Origin of the sequence: Fusobacterium sp. JB019 (assembly GCA_030673965.1) — a bacterium.
GTDB lineage: Bacteria > Fusobacteriota > Fusobacteriia > Fusobacteriales > Fusobacteriaceae > Fusobacterium_B.
This window is the reverse complement of sequence record JAUTCN010000008.1, coordinates 75,162-90,712: the sequence shown is the minus strand read 5'-3', so window position 1 is coordinate 90,712 and position 15,551 is coordinate 75,162. Positions and strand designations below refer to the sequence as shown.

At 26.5% G+C, this 15,551-nt stretch carries 14 protein-coding genes; 2 read left to right on the top strand and 12 right to left on the bottom strand.

Features of this window, described 5'->3' with window-relative positions:
- Positions 1-61 precede the first annotated feature (61 nt).
- Both dsdA and Q7K47_06685 read right to left on the bottom strand, forming a co-directional pair.
- Positions 62-1,384 carry a D-serine ammonia-lyase gene (gene dsdA / locus Q7K47_06690; protein MDP0506910.1) on the bottom strand — a complete coding sequence of 441 codons (1,323 nt, stop codon included), beginning with the start codon at positions 1,382-1,384 and terminating at the stop codon, positions 62-64.
- Positions 1,385-1,418: 34 nt separating this feature from the next.
- Positions 1,419-2,774, bottom strand: coding sequence for a GntP family permease (locus Q7K47_06685; protein ID MDP0506909.1), 1,356 nt, complete (start codon positions 2,772-2,774; stop codon positions 1,419-1,421).
- Positions 2,775-3,152: 378 nt separating this feature from the next.
- Here Q7K47_06685 and Q7K47_06680 point away from each other — a divergent pair, with 378 nt between their 5' ends.
- On the top strand, positions 3,153-3,710 hold the full coding sequence (locus Q7K47_06680) for a helix-turn-helix domain-containing protein (GenBank protein ID MDP0506908.1): 558 nt from the start codon (positions 3,153-3,155) through the stop codon (positions 3,708-3,710).
- A 30-nt stretch (positions 3,711-3,740) separates the two neighbouring features.
- Here the strand turns inward: Q7K47_06680 and Q7K47_06675 are convergent, their stop codons facing one another.
- Positions 3,741-4,739: an aminopeptidase gene (locus tag Q7K47_06675; GenBank protein ID MDP0506907.1), complete on the bottom strand. Its 999-nt coding sequence runs from the start codon at positions 4,737-4,739 to the stop codon at positions 3,741-3,743.
- A 36-nt stretch (positions 4,740-4,775) separates the two neighbouring features.
- Positions 4,776-6,197 (bottom strand): hypothetical protein, encoded by a 1,422-nt coding sequence (locus Q7K47_06670; protein ID MDP0506906.1) that lies wholly within the window; start codon positions 6,195-6,197, stop codon positions 4,776-4,778.
- Between the two features lie 404 nt (positions 6,198-6,601).
- Between Q7K47_06670 and Q7K47_06665 the strand changes: the two genes are divergently transcribed.
- Positions 6,602-7,324, top strand: coding sequence for a helix-turn-helix transcriptional regulator (locus Q7K47_06665; GenBank protein MDP0506905.1), 723 nt, complete (start codon positions 6,602-6,604; stop codon positions 7,322-7,324).
- Positions 7,325-7,369: 45 nt separating this feature from the next.
- Here the strand turns inward: Q7K47_06665 and Q7K47_06660 are convergent, their stop codons facing one another.
- From Q7K47_06660 to selA, 8 genes are all read right to left on the bottom strand, one after another.
- The gene (locus Q7K47_06660; protein MDP0506904.1) at positions 7,370-9,055 is read right to left on the bottom strand and encodes a DUF2207 domain-containing protein; all 1,686 of its coding nucleotides are present in this window, start codon (positions 9,053-9,055) and stop codon (positions 7,370-7,372) included.
- Positions 9,036-9,590 carry a LemA family protein gene (locus tag Q7K47_06655; protein MDP0506903.1) on the bottom strand — a complete coding sequence of 185 codons (555 nt, stop codon included), beginning with the start codon at positions 9,588-9,590 and terminating at the stop codon, positions 9,036-9,038. The genes Q7K47_06660 and Q7K47_06655 overlap by 20 nt, the downstream gene beginning before the upstream one ends.
- Positions 9,591-9,697: 107 nt before the next feature.
- Complete coding sequence (locus Q7K47_06650) at positions 9,698-10,360, bottom strand: SDR family NAD(P)-dependent oxidoreductase (protein ID MDP0506902.1); 663 nt, start codon at positions 10,358-10,360, stop codon at positions 9,698-9,700.
- A gap of 14 nt (positions 10,361-10,374) precedes the next feature.
- The gene (locus Q7K47_06645; protein ID MDP0506901.1) at positions 10,375-11,541 is read right to left on the bottom strand and encodes a L,D-transpeptidase; all 1,167 of its coding nucleotides are present in this window, start codon (positions 11,539-11,541) and stop codon (positions 10,375-10,377) included.
- Between the two features lie 9 nt (positions 11,542-11,550).
- Positions 11,551-11,811, bottom strand: coding sequence for a DUF3343 domain-containing protein (locus Q7K47_06640; protein MDP0506900.1), 261 nt, complete (start codon positions 11,809-11,811; stop codon positions 11,551-11,553).
- Positions 11,812-11,827: 16 nt separating this feature from the next.
- Positions 11,828-12,406: a sulfurtransferase-like selenium metabolism protein YedF gene (gene yedF / locus Q7K47_06635; GenBank protein ID MDP0506899.1), complete on the bottom strand. Its 579-nt coding sequence runs from the start codon at positions 12,404-12,406 to the stop codon at positions 11,828-11,830.
- A gap of 10 nt (positions 12,407-12,416) precedes the next feature.
- Positions 12,417-14,165, bottom strand: a complete 1,749-nt coding sequence (selB, locus tag Q7K47_06630) for a selenocysteine-specific translation elongation factor (GenBank protein MDP0506898.1) — start codon at positions 14,163-14,165, stop codon at positions 12,417-12,419.
- Positions 14,162-15,550: an L-seryl-tRNA(Sec) selenium transferase gene (gene selA, locus Q7K47_06625; GenBank protein MDP0506897.1), complete on the bottom strand. Its 1,389-nt coding sequence runs from the start codon at positions 15,548-15,550 to the stop codon at positions 14,162-14,164. The genes selB and selA overlap by 4 nt, the downstream gene beginning before the upstream one ends.
- Position 15,551 lies beyond the last annotated feature (1 nt).

The window sequence follows — 15,551 nt, the reverse complement described above, 5'->3', positions numbered from 1 at the left end:
TATTTTTACTTAATATAGAAAAAGGTGTTAGTACAAAAGTACTAACACCTTTTTTTATACCTTATAAATAAGTTTTTAAGAATTTTTCCATATCTTCCTTTGGTACCATTCTTCCACCTGTTGCCCATGCTATATGATAAGCATTTTCTATATTTGTTCCTATATTTTCTTCTATATATTTTCTTGAAGTTTCTTCTTTTAATAAATTTATTGGCCCCTTAAAAGCTGCACAAGAAGATGGCTCAATTCTTTTATTTTCAGTTTTATCTAAAATTCTTAAATAATCATAAAGATTTGCATCTACAGTTGTAAATACTCCACTTAATACAGGATCCATATATTCACTTACAAGTCCTGAAGGTCTTGCAACTGCTAATCCATCAGCATGAGTAATTCCTTTTATTCCAACATCATAAACACTTATTTTTTCATGTAATCCTGTTACCATTCCAAGTATCATACATGGAGATAATGTTGGTTCAACAAAGAAGCAATGAATGTTTTCTTTAAATATTCTTTTTAATCCATAAGCAACTCCTCCAGGAGCTCCTCCTACACCACAAGGAATATAAACAATTAAAGGATTTTTCTCATTAATTTCTATTCCCTTTTCATCTAATTGCCCTTTTAATCTAGAAGCTGCCACTGTATAACCTAAGAATAAATTTATAGATTTCTCATCATCTACAAAATAACTTAATGGATCTGCATCTGAATTTTTTCTTCCCTCTTCAACAGCTTTCCCGTAATCATCTTCATATTCTACAACTGTAACACCCTTTGATCTTAGCATATCTTTTTTCCATTGCTTTGCATCAGCAGACATATGTACTATTACTTCAAAACCTACTGCTGCACTTGTTATTCCTATACTTAATCCTAAATTTCCCGTAGAACCTACTTGAACCTTATAACCTGAGAAGAATTTTTTAAATCTTTCTTCTGTTAATATAGAATAATCATCCTCATATGACAACATTCCTGCTTCAATAGCTAAATCTTCTGCATGTTTCAATACTTCATAAACTCCACCTCTAGCTTTAATTGATCCTGCCACAGGTAAATGACTATCCATTTTTAAATATAATTTTCCTGGAATTTCAACTTCATATTTTTCTTCTAATTCTTTTTGCATTGAAAATATTGGTTCTAATGGAGATTCTATAATTCCATTAGCTTCACTTGTTTCAGGAAATGCTTTTTTTATAAATGCTGCAAATCTTTCTAAACGATTTTTAGCATCCTCTATTTGATCATCTGAAACAGGAATTCCTGCCTCTTCATATTTTGAATAATCTATTTTTTTAGGATTTATCCAAGTTACTTCTTCCATATTTGAAATATTTTTAACTACTTCATCTTTCATTAATTCTTGTAAGTTCATTTTGTCCTCTCCTTTTACCTTATACTTATTTTATTTATAAAAATATCACTTTTAATATATAAACACATATCAATGCTGTAAATGATTGTAATATACTTATTAATGGAAATACCTTATAAGCAATCTCTGGTTTCATTCCTGAAGTAGAAGTAACTACCCAGAAGAAATCATCATTTCCATGGAATATCATAAATCCACCAGCAGCACAAGCAAGCATTGCTATAACAAGACCTATTGGAGAATTAAATCCTAATACATCAACTAAAGGTAATAGCATAGATGCTGCAGTGATCATTCCTACTGTTCCTGAACCAATTGCTGTTCTAAATATAGCTCCAATAATAAATGGTACAATAATTCCTATACTTAATCCTGAGAAAACTTGCATAACTATTTCTTGAAGATTAGCTAATTTTAAAACAGTTGCAAATGCTCCACCTGCACCTACTATTAAAACTATTTGCCCTGCTGTTTTTAAAGATTCTCCAAATATTCCTTCAAAAGTCCAAACTTCTTTATCATTTGGATAAACAGATCTATATGTAAAGTATGAAATTATTAACCCAATAAATAAAGCTACTATTGTTTGTCCTAAAGCATCTACAATATTAAATAACATTCCATTTCCTAAAGGAGCTCCTTTGAATGTTGCAACAGTTCTTAATAACATTAAGAATATTGGTAATAATATTGGTAAAAAACTCATTAAAGCTGATGGACGTTTAACATCTTTATTTTCTTCTTCAGAAATTTCATCTTCTAATTCAGGTAAGAAATAATATTTTTTTCCTAAAATTCTTCCAGCTATTATAGATATAGCTGTTACTGGTATAGATACTAACATTCCTAATAATATTACTAAACCTAAATTAGCTCCTAATATTCCTGCAACTGCTAGAGGTCCTGGAGTTGGAGGAACTAACATATGTGTTGCATGTAATCCCATAGCAAGGGCAACTGCCATTGTTGTCATACTTTGTCTAGTATCTTTACTCATTCTTTTTGCTAAAGGTGACAATAAAACAAAAGCTGAATCACAGAAAACTGGAATAGATACAAAATAACCTGTTACTGCTAATCCTATATCTGCATTCTTTTTCCCTGTTATTTTCAAAATAGTTGCTGCCATTGTTTCCGCTGCTCCACTATGTTCTAGTAAACCACCCATAACTGTTCCTATGGCGATTACCACACCTATTCCTGCAATTGTACCACCTAGTCCATTTGAATAAGCATTAATTATATCTGGAATAGAATGCTTTGTTACTATTCCAAAGAAAAAAGCACTTACTGATAATGCGAAAAATGGATGTAACTTTACCTTTACCGTTAAAAGTATTAATAATGATATGGATAACGCTATTGCTAAAACTATAAAAGTTGAACTCATTTTACTACCTCCGTATTAGTTTATAAATTATTAATTTATTCTGATTTAATTTAATTACATTAAACTTTTTTCAATTTTCATTTTAATATAATTTAATTAGCTTCCAATGACCCGGGATTTATCAGAAGTTAATTATTCCATAAAAATTAAATATAATTTAATTATAAACTGATTATACCCTATCCGAACACAAAAATCAACAATAAAATTAAATTTTTTTAAATTATTTAACTGTAGTTAAAAAATAACATTTCTTTAAACTTTAATATGATTAAATTTTTACAGATTTTTATTTTTTAATTCATTTATATATTTATTTAAATTTAATTTAAAATAGTGTATAATTATTATATAAACAGTAAGGAAAGGAAGTTAGTTATGAATAAAGAAATTAATGTTGGACTAGCAATTAAAAATATTAGAAAACAAAAGAAAATATTTTTAAAAGATGTTGCAGAAAAATCTGGAATATCTTCTTCTATGCTTAGTCAAATAGAGAAAGGTAATGCTAACCCTTCTTTGAATACTATTAAAGCTATTGCTGATGTTTTAGAAGTGCCACTTTTTAAATTATTTTTAGAAAATACTGAAGAGGAAAATAAAATTCAGATATTAAAAAAAGAAGATAGAAAAATTATTTCTACTAAAAATGTTAATTATGAACTTATATCTCCTGGAATTCCTACAGAATTAGAAGTAATGAAAATGATTTTTAACGATAAATTTTCTGAATCTTCTTTAGAACCAAAAGAACATAAGGGTGAAGAAATAGCTTTAGTTTTAAAAGGAATGGTTAAAATAATTATAGAAAATAATTCAGCTATAATGGAAGAAGGAGACTCTGTCCATATTCCAGCTTCAAAAGCTCATAAATGGATAAATTTAAGCGATGACAAATCTATTGTTATATTTGCTGTAACTCCTCCTGAATTTTAAAATTAAAAAAAAGGCACATAAGTGCCTTTTTTATTTTAAAATTGTTACAATTCCCTCTTGAACAAATTCAATTTCATCCATTGTTATAGTAGGATTTCTAATAATCACATCCCAGTGTATTCCACTTTTAATATCACCACCAAAATAAGTATTATCACCAAGAGCCATATGTGAATTACCATATGCTTTTTTTTCTTCAATAAAATCTCCCTCTTTTAAACAACAAGGATTTAAACCAATTGCAAGTTCAGCAATATAATTTGAATTCTCAACTGTCTCAAATACATTTTTTAATTTTGCCACTATTGAAGAATCTCCTGAATCCACTGATATAACTCTGCTATTTTTTATTGTAAGTTTTATTGGTTTTGATGGCATACCTAAAGTTTGAATAGGTCCATCAATAACAAGAACACCATTTACACTATTATCATTAGGAGTTAATGATACTTCACCATCTGAAAATGCCATATCTGTTCCTTTTTCTCTAGCTACTCCACATCCAAGTAAAGTTGGATATTCTCCTAGCTCCCCTTTAATAAATGAACCTGAAGCTGATTTAAGTTCAAAAGTTTTTCTTTTATCCCATTCTTCTTTTAATTTCAGACCATCTTTATATATCGCTTCATAATCTGCTAAAGCTCCACCTTTTAAATATGTGTCAATTTCTCTTCCGTTTATATAACATGTTCTAAGACTTTTTTCTTTAAATAATAAATCCACAAGCCTACTATCAAACGCTGGAGCACTCCCCTTCGAAATTGTAATTAAAACGTCAACAGCTTCAGCAGCTTTTGCTATTGCATTTGTTGTTCGTAACGCTTTTTTACTATTAGCTTTTCTAGTTGGCATTATAGCTATAGTAAATTCAGCTCCTATTGACTGTACTGATGCTGCAAGTGCATTTGAAATTCTCATATCTGTTCCTGTATCAGCCACGATTAAAACTTCCTCTTCTTTTTTAACACCAAGATTAAAGCTAATTATTTTATTGCATACTGACTGTAAATCTATTAACTTACTATCCATTCTCTCCTCCATTTTTTATATTATAAACTTATTTTTTTAGAAAGGACCTAGTCCTATTGCTATTGCAATCCAGATTAAAGCAAAACTTGATAAAGTAATTATTAAGAATAATGGCGCAAAGAACTTTACCCATTTAGTATATGGTACTTTTGCTATTGCTAATATTGCTAAAAGAGAACCACATGTAGGCCAGATAAAGTTTGAGAATCCATCTCCAAATTGTGATGCAAGACATGCTACTTGTCTTGGTATATTAGCCATATCTGCTAAAGGTATTATCATAGGCATAGTTACTAATGCTTGTCCACTTCCTGAAGGAATTATTAAATTAATTAAAGACTGTACAACAAACATCATTGTAGCTGATAAATAACCTGATCCTCCAGAAATAAAGTTCCCAAAGAACATAATAATTGTATCAATAGTATTTGATTGTTCTAGCAGATATAATATTGCTCTTGCATATATCATTACCATTGTTGGAATAAACATCACTGTCATTCCCTTTGCTAAATATTTACAATAATCATTTAAACTCATTCCATATGCAAGAGCGGTTAAAAATCCCATTGCAACAAATGTACCTGTCATATCTGCATATCCAAAATTTAATTTTACTGAACCGTAGATTAGAAAAATAAAAGAACCTACAAATGGAACTGCTGCTCTTTTAAGTGCTGGAGACATTTTAACTTCAACATCCTCATCTAGTGCTTCATATCCAAGATCCATTCCATATAGTAAAGATTTACTTGGATTATTTTTTACTCCATTTGCATATTTCACTATATATAATGTTGCTGGTATTAATAATACCACAAAAGAAAGTCCTCTATACCAAAGGGCTGAAAAAATAGGAAGTTCTGCTATAGTATGAGCTATTGCTGTAAAAAATGGACTTGCCATTGCTGTTCCATGACCTATACATGAACTGACCATTAATATTGCAACTCCAGTTAAAACATCATATCCTAAGGCTAAAGTTAATGGAACTACAATAGGAATAAATACTATACAAATTAAATCATAAAAACCTGTAAATGAAGTAAATAAACCAAAAATTAGCATCAATAAATAAACAAACAATGTAAAATTAAAATGTTTAACTCTTTTATATATTGCTTTTAATAAATTTTCTAATAAATTAATTTCATTTGCAATTCCAAAAGCTCCACCACAAAAAAGTATTAATGCTACAAGACCAGCTATTGCTTTAAATCCAAAATAAAATGATTGCATAAAATCTACAAATCCAACATGTGTTTTCCCAATAAATTTAAAAGTAGTTGGATCAACAATAGTACGTCCATCTTTAATAAAACGTTCGTATTGTCCACTTGGTATAATATTTGATACTATTAAAACTATAATAAGAATTATAAGTAAGTAATAAAAAGGATGTACCGTTTCTATTTTTTCTCCTTCTTTGTTCTTATTTCTTTTAAACAAATTTATCATAATTTCCTCCTTGAAATAAAAGAATAGTTATTAATATAATATTTAATAAAAATTTTCAACTATAAATACTATATTTTTAATAAACATTAAAAATTTAACACTATTCTGAGATTAGTCAACCCATAAAAACCTTTTCTAGAAAATATTTATGTTTTAAATATGTTTTTATTATACTAAAATTGTAATAATATTCCAAATTCCAGAAAATATATTTCTAAGAAAAAAATAAAATAAAATTTTCTTTTAAAGAAACTTTTATCTGTAAAATTAAATAATTCATATAAAAAAAATTATTATTATCATTGTTATTAAAAATAATTACCTTTTTATGAGACTTTCCATTTTAATATTATTTATGGTATAATAATTTTAAAGTAAGAAAAGTAAGGGGTGATATATAACTTATGAACGATATAGATATACCTAAATATATTGGTAATAAAATTAAATTTTATAGAAAGAAAAAAAATTATACTCTTGAAAGTTTTTCAAAAAAAATATTTAAAAGTAAATCTACTCTTTCAAAATATGAAAATTCAGAAATAACAATAGATATTAGAACATTATATGATATTTCAGAAGCTTTAAAAATACCTGTTTCTTATTTTTTATACGATAATCAAAAAAAAATATTTGAAAATTCACTAGAAAAAAAAAATTCTGAAAAAATTTCTGAAACTACAGAATTATTATATTATTATTTTTATGATGCCAGAAAAAAAAAGCCAAGACTTGTTGAATGTGTAATAGAGATAGAAAAAGAATCAAGAAAATGTACTGTTTTTTGGTTAGTTGAAAATCCTAAAAATTACAAAGAAGCAAATTATATCTTTTCTGGAGAAATTATAGCTCAAGGAAATTTAAATAGAATAATTTGTTTTAACAGAATCAATAATATGGATTTAATTATAATAAATTTTTTTAGAAATTTAACCACTGATTTTGGAAATATTTCAGGAAGTATTACTAGTTTTTCATTAGGACAATTTGAATCTTATTCAACAAAATGTATTCTTTCTAATTATCCATTAAAGAAAAATAATGAGTTAATAGAAAAACTTAAAATATCAAAAGAAGCAATTAAAGACCTAAAAAAAACAAATGTTTATCGCCTAAAAAAATTATAAACAAATAAAAAAACCCTTCAGTTTTAAAACTGAAGGGTTTTTATTTTACCAGCTTCCGCCTCCGCCTCCGCCAGCTCCTCCACCAGCAGAACCTCCTCCCATAGAAGACATTCCACCACCAAAGTTCGATGGAGCCTTAGGTGAAGACATCATATCTTGATTTACTCTTGCCATTGAATGATTCAAACTAGACATAAACATATACAATACAAAAGTATCCCCCATTGTATTAGATCTATACCAATTAGGTGGAGTAGTTACTAGGTCATTGAATTTATTAGCCCAAGCATCACTCACTCCTAAAACTATTGTATATGGTAATATATCATAAAAATAACTTGGATTTTCTTTTATCAAAGCTTCTAATTTAGCTTTTTCTGTAACTGTTAAAAATCTCTTAAATCCTAAAATTCTTCCTAAAATACCATTTGCAAACTCCGTTCTTTTTCTAATTTTACCTGTAAAATAAAGAGTTGTTAATGCTGATAATAGCACTGCTATTATTTGAACAAATGATTTTTCTATTTCTGGTTGTCCGTATTGATTAAAGAAAAATAATGTTACAGCTGCTATTGCAATTATTGATATTACTCTTACTTTTTCTCCTAATTTTAATATCTTAGGAATATATACAGTTTTTTTATCCATAACTAAATCAATTTTAAATATTTTAGCCGCTTTATTTATATGAGTATAAAAAGAATCTCTTAAATCATTAATATTAACTTCATTATTATCATTTGAATAAGTAAATAAAGAGTTAAATAAATATTTTTCATATTCATTTTTTGTTTCTATCTCTTTTAATTTAATAAATTTTAAAGAAGATTTTGAAAACATATTTTTCTTTTCTATTTCCTCTATTATTAAATATCCCTTACTTGCCCAGTAGATAATTAAACTTGTAATATCCTTTAAATCAACTCTATTATCAATATAATAACCTATTTCTGTTGGATTCATTTTTTCTGGTGGATAAAATTCAACTGTTTCAATAATCTCATCCTTATCACTATATTTTTTATAGAATATATAAGATATTATAGGAGCACTTATATAAACTAATGCCATTAATAAAATCAACATATAATATTTAGTTTTAGCATTTCCTACATTGAAATATCCCTCTTCTAAAGGAAGGGCCATTGTAACACTTTCACCAGGATTCAATACTCTTGTTGTATAACCTTTAATATTAAGACCATCTACAGTCCACACAACTCCTGAAGTATTTACACTACCAAATTTTCCTAAAGTAAAATTAATCTTTTCTGGATCAAATGGTTTTGGTAATTCAATATTAAATGACATACTTTTTATAATTGTATCCCAGTCATTTCCAATCAAGTTATAATAAACTTCATCATATTTTGAATTTCTATCCCATCCTAAATCATAATCATATAAAATTTTATAATCTTTTATTCCAGTTAAATATATATTAGGATCTCCTAACCTTAAATAAACATAAGATCCTTTATCTCTAAAAGTTGCCTTTTCATTTGCCTTTAAATTTGTTAATTTAATTTCTCTTCCATTAAATTTTGTAGGAATAACTCTATATATCCCTCTTCTACTTTCTAAAAAGTTAACCTTTATATCCTCTTGAATGGAATATACATTTTTTTCATTAACTTTTAAGTTCACCTTATAGTTATTAATCACATAGCCACCATCTCCAAAGGCTAAACTAACCATAAGAAAAAATAAACTAAAACTCCACTTTAACATTTTTCTTTTCCTCTTCATTTTCTATTTTAAAGAATGGAGATTTTTTAAAACCAAACATATTAGCTATGATTACACTTGGAAAAGTTTCACAACTAGTATTATAATTTCTAACTGTCCCATTATAATATTTTCTAGATTGTAAAATATCTGTTTCTATATTTGAAAGTTCATCTTGTAATTTCATAAAATTTTGATTTGCTTTTAAATCAGGATAAGCTTCTTTTAAAGCAAATAATTTCCCTAAAGTTCCTGCTATCATATTTTCATTTGCTATTTTTTCTTCAGGAGTTGTAGCAGACATATATCTATTTCTTGCTGCAATAACCTTTTCTAAAGTTTCACCTTCATATTCTTTATATCCTTTAACTGTTGAAACAAGATTTGGAATAAGATCATATCTTTTTTTCAAATATGCATCTATTGTGGAAAATGCTTCTTCTACAAAATTTCTTCCCTTTACTAGTTTATTGTAAATCCCTACCATAAACATTGCCATGAAAGCTATTAATAAAATTATTACAATTCCTACTACCATCTTTCTCCTCCTTTAAATATTTATTTTTTATTTTGAATATTTTTTAAAATTTTTAATTCTAAACTTCTAGGAATAATATTTCCAATAGCAACTAAGAATTTATTTGTTCATCCTGGAATAGAAATTTCTTTTCCCTTAAAAAAATCTTTAACCGCTATTTTTGCAACTTTAGAAGCATTCATTATATAAAAACCTTCTGCTTTTTCCATTCCATTAAAAGTAGTTTTTGTTGGACCTGGTAAAAGACACATTACTCTTATATTTTTATCTCTTAATTCTTCTGAAATTCCATTTGAAAATGACTTAACATAAGATTTACTTGCATAATAAGTAGCAAATAAAGGGCCCCCGCTTTGACAAGCTCCTGTTGATGAAACATTTATTATCCCTTTAGCTCCATCATTATTCTCTATTTCTTCTAAAAATTTATGAGTCATATATGTTAAAGCTATTATATTTAAAGAAATCATTCTTTTATTCTTTTCCCAAGATAAGTCACAAAAATTTGAAATATATCCAACTCCTGCATTATTAACTAAAATATCAGGGGAAATTTTCATATCCTTTAATTTTTTATAAATATTATCTATCTCTTCTTCATTTGTTATATCTGACTTAATAGGAATAAAATTCAAAGGAAAATTTTCCCTTATCTTTTCTAGTTCTTTCCCAGTCCTAGAAATACCTATAACTTTATCACCTCTTTTAATAAATTCTAAAGCTATATTATATCCTATTCCTCTAGTAACTCCTGTTATAATTACATTCATAAGACCTCCTATGTTTAAAATATAACAAACATTACATTATCCTTTGGTCTTTGATAATTTGAGCTTATATTTCTTTTTGTTCCTTCTAATACCCAGTCAAATAAAAATCTTGCATGCTCTTCTGTATTTCTTATACATTTTCTTGTTCCTCTATATGTCCCAAGTCCTCTTTCTTTTTCATCTAAGAAAAAGTCTTTATTCTTATCTTCAACATGCTCTAAAGGAGTTCCATGAAGATATCCTCCACCACTAAATCTTATTGCATATCTTGCCATTCCTGAATCTCTACCAAAATTATCCCTATATTCCATTTCATATTTTACATTTGGAACAACAAAAGAACCTCTAGGAGTTTCAAACCCTAATGTGCTTTCTAATCCTGTTTTCCCGTAAATATATGAAATTAAAGTCCATTCACCATTAATTTTTTCAAAAATACCTAGATTTTGATTTTTTAAATCAACTGCAATTGCTTTTTTAAATCCTTTCCCTATATTTGGACGAGTTGTTATATAACTTTTTTCTATTTTTATTGGAGACTCTTTTATTCCTTCTATATCAACCATTGCATATTTTTTACCTTCACTTAAAACTGCCATTATAGATCTATCTGGGACATGTAATGTTAAGTTTTCAGGTTCATATTTCCCGATTATATTTTGATCTAAGGATACTCCATACTTATCTTTCTCCCTATTCATATCTTTATTATATGGATTAGGTTTATAAGAATGAGTTGATACTAACTTTAAACCTTTTTTCTTGTTTACATTTATAAAAGTTTCTAAATCTTCTATTTTTGAAAGCATTTTTTCAAATCTAAATTGTTTAAAATGAACTATTTTACTTGAAACATATCCTATTTCATTTCCAACCTGTACTTTATACCAAATGCTTTTTCTCACTTGAATTTTTTCTAAAGCTCTAAACTTAGTATTGAATGGGGCTCTTAATATAACATGAGAACCTGTGTGAGGCTTTTTTCTAATATTTCCTCTAACTGTTTTTATAAAAACATAATCTAAAAGTTTTGGTAAGTCACTTCCCTTATATTTAATATTAGTTTTTATAGCAGCTGGTATCTTGTTATCATATACTGCTTTTATAGTGTTTGAAAAAGATACTGTAGTCATCAGTAAAAATAGCCCTGTTAATAATCTTTTTTTTATTCTCACTTTCATCTCCTTAATTTATAAAATTTTCTCTATATATTTTTCAAATCCCTTTTTCTCAACATAAGAAACCGTTATTTCCTCGTCTCTTCCCTTTAATATTTCTAAAACTTTATTTTTATCTTCTAAAGATAATTTTATAGCTAAACCACAGTTAGCTGATATTTCTGTTGGTAAGGGTATTATTCTACATTTTAAATCATTATCCAAAAATAATTTTTCTAGCTTCATAACTAAATGAGTAGAATCTGCTGAAGCTATTATAAACTTTTCTTCCATTTTTTGCTTTCCTTTCCTATACTCTAAGTATTTTAGTTGCCTTCATTTGTCTTTCTACTATAGTATACATGTTTGTTAAACTTCCAACTTTTAGTTTATCTTGAACCCCATAATAATTAACACATGTTCCACAAGATAAAATTTCAACTCCCATAGCTTCTAATTTTTTTAAATCTTCAACTGTATTATCATTAATTGTTGATAACATTACACCTTTATTATACATTAATATTGTTTTTGGAAGAATTTCCATTTCAGTTAAAGAATAAATAAATCCTTTAATTAAAACATCTCCTAACTCTTTATCCCCTTCTCCCATTATATCAGAAGCTAGAACAACAACAATTTTTTCTTCTTTCTTTTCTTCTTTCTTTTCTTCTTCTAATTTTGTTATTACAATTTTAAAATTTTCTTCTTCTTTGAAATCCACATAAGTATGGCCCATTTCCTTTGCCATTTTTTCAACATTATCCTTTGCAATTTCATTATCTACTAATACTTCTAATTCTCCTGTTAACATTTCTTTTAAAGCTTTTTTAGTCATTATTACTGGCATTGGACAAACTTGACCTATTGCATTTACTTTTTTTTTCATGTTATCTCTCCTATTTTATGTATCTTAAATTATTTTCTCTAATTGTTATTTTTAGCTTATCTAATTTTTCTAAAATTAATATTGCATTTTCCCTATCTGTCTCTAATAATTCTCTACATTCTTTAAGCTCTATTTTACCATTTTTTTCTATATAATTCTTTATTAATTTTTCAGCTTCTTTAAAAAATCCTTTTAATATGAATGTAGTTGAATCTAAAATAACAAGCATATTTTCTTCAAACATATATTTATGAACTCTTTTAAATTCTTCTTTTTCTATAAATTTTCTCATCATTATATCATATTTTTCTGGAGAAAATTTAGCTTCTTTATATATTTTAAATATTTTTTCTTTAATTTGTTTTTGTAATTTATTAAGTTTCACTTTATGATTATTTAATTTTATTTCATTTAAATTAACTTGAAACTTTGCTGTGAATTTTTCATTTGATAAAATTTTATTAAATTCTAGAATCCCAAATTCAAAGAAAAATTTATTTTTAATTTCGATTTTAGAAATTCCTCTAAGTAAATTGTTTTTTTCATAAGATTCTTTAAAAAATTCAATTAATTTTTCTAGTCTTAAATCTAAATCTTTTTCCAATATATATATATTCTTATTTTCATTTAATATTATTTTCTCTTCTTTTTTCATTAAAAGTTTATGCTTTAATTTATCAATATATTCTATATTGTCTTTCTTTGTTTTTTCACCAAATAAATTAATTATCTTAATTCCTCCTAAGGTATCCTCAGGGGAAAAATTTCTAATTATTCCAATATCTTTTTCTAAAAAATAGACTTCTTTTTCTAGTTTTATTTGAGCAAAATCCTTATCCTTAAAAAAACTAATCCTTCCTATAACTTCATTTGTTCCAACATAAAGTTTAATTCTTTGATTGTTCTTTATTTTCTTATTCTTAAGTAAAATAAAAAACACATCTATTCTATTAGAAGGTTTTAAATTAGAAAAAGTTGTTAATAAATTTCCTCGCTTAATATCTTTAGCATTTATATTGCTAATATTTAAAGCACATCTATTCCCTGATTCTAATTTTTTAACTTTATAAGCATGAGTTTCTATCCCCTTTACCTTCACTTGTAATTTTTCAGGATATAAATTTAATACATCATCTATCTTTACTTCACCTGAATATATACTTCCTGTTACAACAGTTCCAAACCCTTTTACAGAAAAGCTTCTATCTATATACATTTTAAATTTTTCTTCATCTTCATAGTTTATTGATAAATCTAAAGTATCTTTTATTAAATACTTTCTTACATCTTCATAGGATTTTTTATCATTTAAAGAAGTTTCAAATATTTTAGCATTTTCTAAAAAAGAATTTTTAAATTCTTCATGTATTTCTTTTTTTACTTCTTCAACCCTATCCTTTGAAACCAAATCTCTTTTTGTTAAAACTATTATTCCTTTTTTTACTCCTAGCAATTTAGAAATATTAAAATGTTCTCTAGTTTGAGGCATAATCCCATCATCTAAAGCTATAACTAATATTAAGTAATTAATTCCTGATGCTCCTGCCACCATATTTTTTATAAATTTTTCATGACCTGGCACATCAATAATTCCAATTTTTCTTCCCTCTTCTTCTAAAAAAGAAAAACCTATATCTATTGTCATTCCTCTTTTTTTTTCCTCTGGAAGTCTATCTGTATCTATCCCTGTGATATTTTTTATCAAGGTAGTTTTCCCGTGATCTATATGTCCTGAAGTTCCTATTATTATATTTTTCATATTAGTCCTTCCCTTTTATAAATCTCAAAAATATTTTTACAAATATATTCTATATCCTCTTCACCTATTGTTTTTAAATCCAATATAAACTTATCATTTCTAATAATTCCAATAATTGAAAGTTTATTTTTTCTAAATATTTTTTCTAAGAAATTAGCCTTAGCTCCATAAAATTCTATTCCAAAACTATCTATTTCCTCTTGAGGCATTGAACCTCCCCCAATATTCCCCTTAGTTTCTATAATTTTATGAGAAATTCCATATTTAGATAAATTCTCACTCATTAGCTTTCCTCTATTTAAAACCTCTTCTTTTTTTTCTGTGATCATTTTTAATGTTGGAATACTTTTAACACTTTCCTTTTCATTTAAATAGATTTCAAATACAGATTCTAATATTCCTATTGTAAGTTTATCAACTCTTATAGTTCTAAGATATTGATTTTTTTTAAGTCTATCTATATATTCTTTTTTCCCTAATATTATCCCTGCTTGGCAACCACCAAAAAGTTTATCTCCGCTAAATGTAATTAGATCCATTCCAGAGCTAATACTTTCATAAACTGTCGGTTCCTTTGTCACATCATATTTAGAAAAGTTTATAAAATTACCGCTTCCTAAATCTTCCATAGAAATTATATTCTTTTCCTTTGCTAAATTTGCAATCTCTTCTTTTGTTATTTCATGAGTAAATCCTTGTATCTTATAGTTAGAAGTATGAACCTTCATTAAAACCCTTGTTTTCTCATTTATTTTTTCTAAATAATCTTCTATATAAGTTTTATTAGTTGAACCAACTTCAACTAATTTTGCCCCTGAAAATTCCATTATCTTAGGAATTCTAAAGGATCCACCTATTTCAACTAGTTCTCCCCTTGAAACTATAACTTCTTTATTACTGGCAAATTCATTTAAACAAAGAAGAACAGCTGCAGCATTATTATTCACAACAAGGGCCCCTTGGGCCCCTGTTACTTTTATTATTAATTTTTCTAAATTAGAATATCTACTTCCTCTGCTTCCAGTTTCTATATCATATTCTAAATTATTATAAGATGTTAAGACATCATATATTTTTTTACCAATTTCTTTTGAATATATGCTTCTTCCTAAGTTTGTGTGGATTATTGTTCCTGTTCCATTTATAACTTTTCTTATTCCTTTAGCTTTATGTTTTTCTATTCTAAATTTTATTTCCTCTATCACTTCATATTCTTCAAAACTTGATATTTTTTCACTTAAAATATCTTGTCTAAATTTTTCTATTGTTTCTTTTATACACTGCAAAAAAACATATTCAGATATGCTTTTTTTTGAAGAGTCTAATAAATTAATATTTTGTAAGTAATCTACCTTTGGTAATTTTTTTAGTAAATCTTTATTCATA

Bases quoted from the DNA above. Each gene is read 5' to 3' on its own strand.
- Q7K47_06665 (MDP0506905.1), top strand. From the start codon at position 6,602: ATGAACGATATAGATATACCTAAATATATTGGTAATAAAATTAAATTT.
- Q7K47_06650 (MDP0506902.1), bottom strand. From the start codon at position 10,360: ATGAATGTAATTATAACAGGAGTTACTAGAGGAATAGGATATAATATA.
- Q7K47_06640 (MDP0506900.1), bottom strand. From the start codon at position 11,811: ATGGAAGAAAAGTTTATAATAGCTTCAGCAGATTCTACTCATTTAGTT.
- dsdA (MDP0506910.1), bottom strand. From the start codon at position 1,384: ATGAACTTACAAGAATTAATGAAAGATGAAGTAGTTAAAAATATTTCA.
- Q7K47_06675 (MDP0506907.1), bottom strand. From the start codon at position 4,739: ATGGATAGTAAGTTAATAGATTTACAGTCAGTATGCAATAAAATAATT.
- Q7K47_06685 (MDP0506909.1), bottom strand. From the start codon at position 2,774: ATGAGTTCAACTTTTATAGTTTTAGCAATAGCGTTATCCATATCATTA.
- Q7K47_06680 (MDP0506908.1), top strand. From the start codon at position 3,153: ATGAATAAAGAAATTAATGTTGGACTAGCAATTAAAAATATTAGAAAA.
- Q7K47_06660 (MDP0506904.1), bottom strand. From the start codon at position 9,055: ATGTTAAAGTGGAGTTTTAGTTTATTTTTTCTTATGGTTAGTTTAGCC.
- Q7K47_06645 (MDP0506901.1), bottom strand. From the start codon at position 11,541: ATGAAAGTGAGAATAAAAAAAAGATTATTAACAGGGCTATTTTTACTG.
- selB (MDP0506898.1), bottom strand. From the start codon at position 14,165: ATGAAAAATATAATAATAGGAACTTCAGGACATATAGATCACGGGAAA.
- Q7K47_06655 (MDP0506903.1), bottom strand. From the start codon at position 9,590: ATGGTAGTAGGAATTGTAATAATTTTATTAATAGCTTTCATGGCAATG.
- Q7K47_06670 (MDP0506906.1), bottom strand. From the start codon at position 6,197: ATGATAAATTTGTTTAAAAGAAATAAGAACAAAGAAGGAGAAAAAATA.
- yedF (MDP0506899.1), bottom strand. From the start codon at position 12,406: ATGAAAAAAAAAGTAAATGCAATAGGTCAAGTTTGTCCAATGCCAGTA.
- selA (MDP0506897.1), bottom strand. From the start codon at position 15,550: ATGAATAAAGATTTACTAAAAAAATTACCAAAGGTAGATTACTTACAA.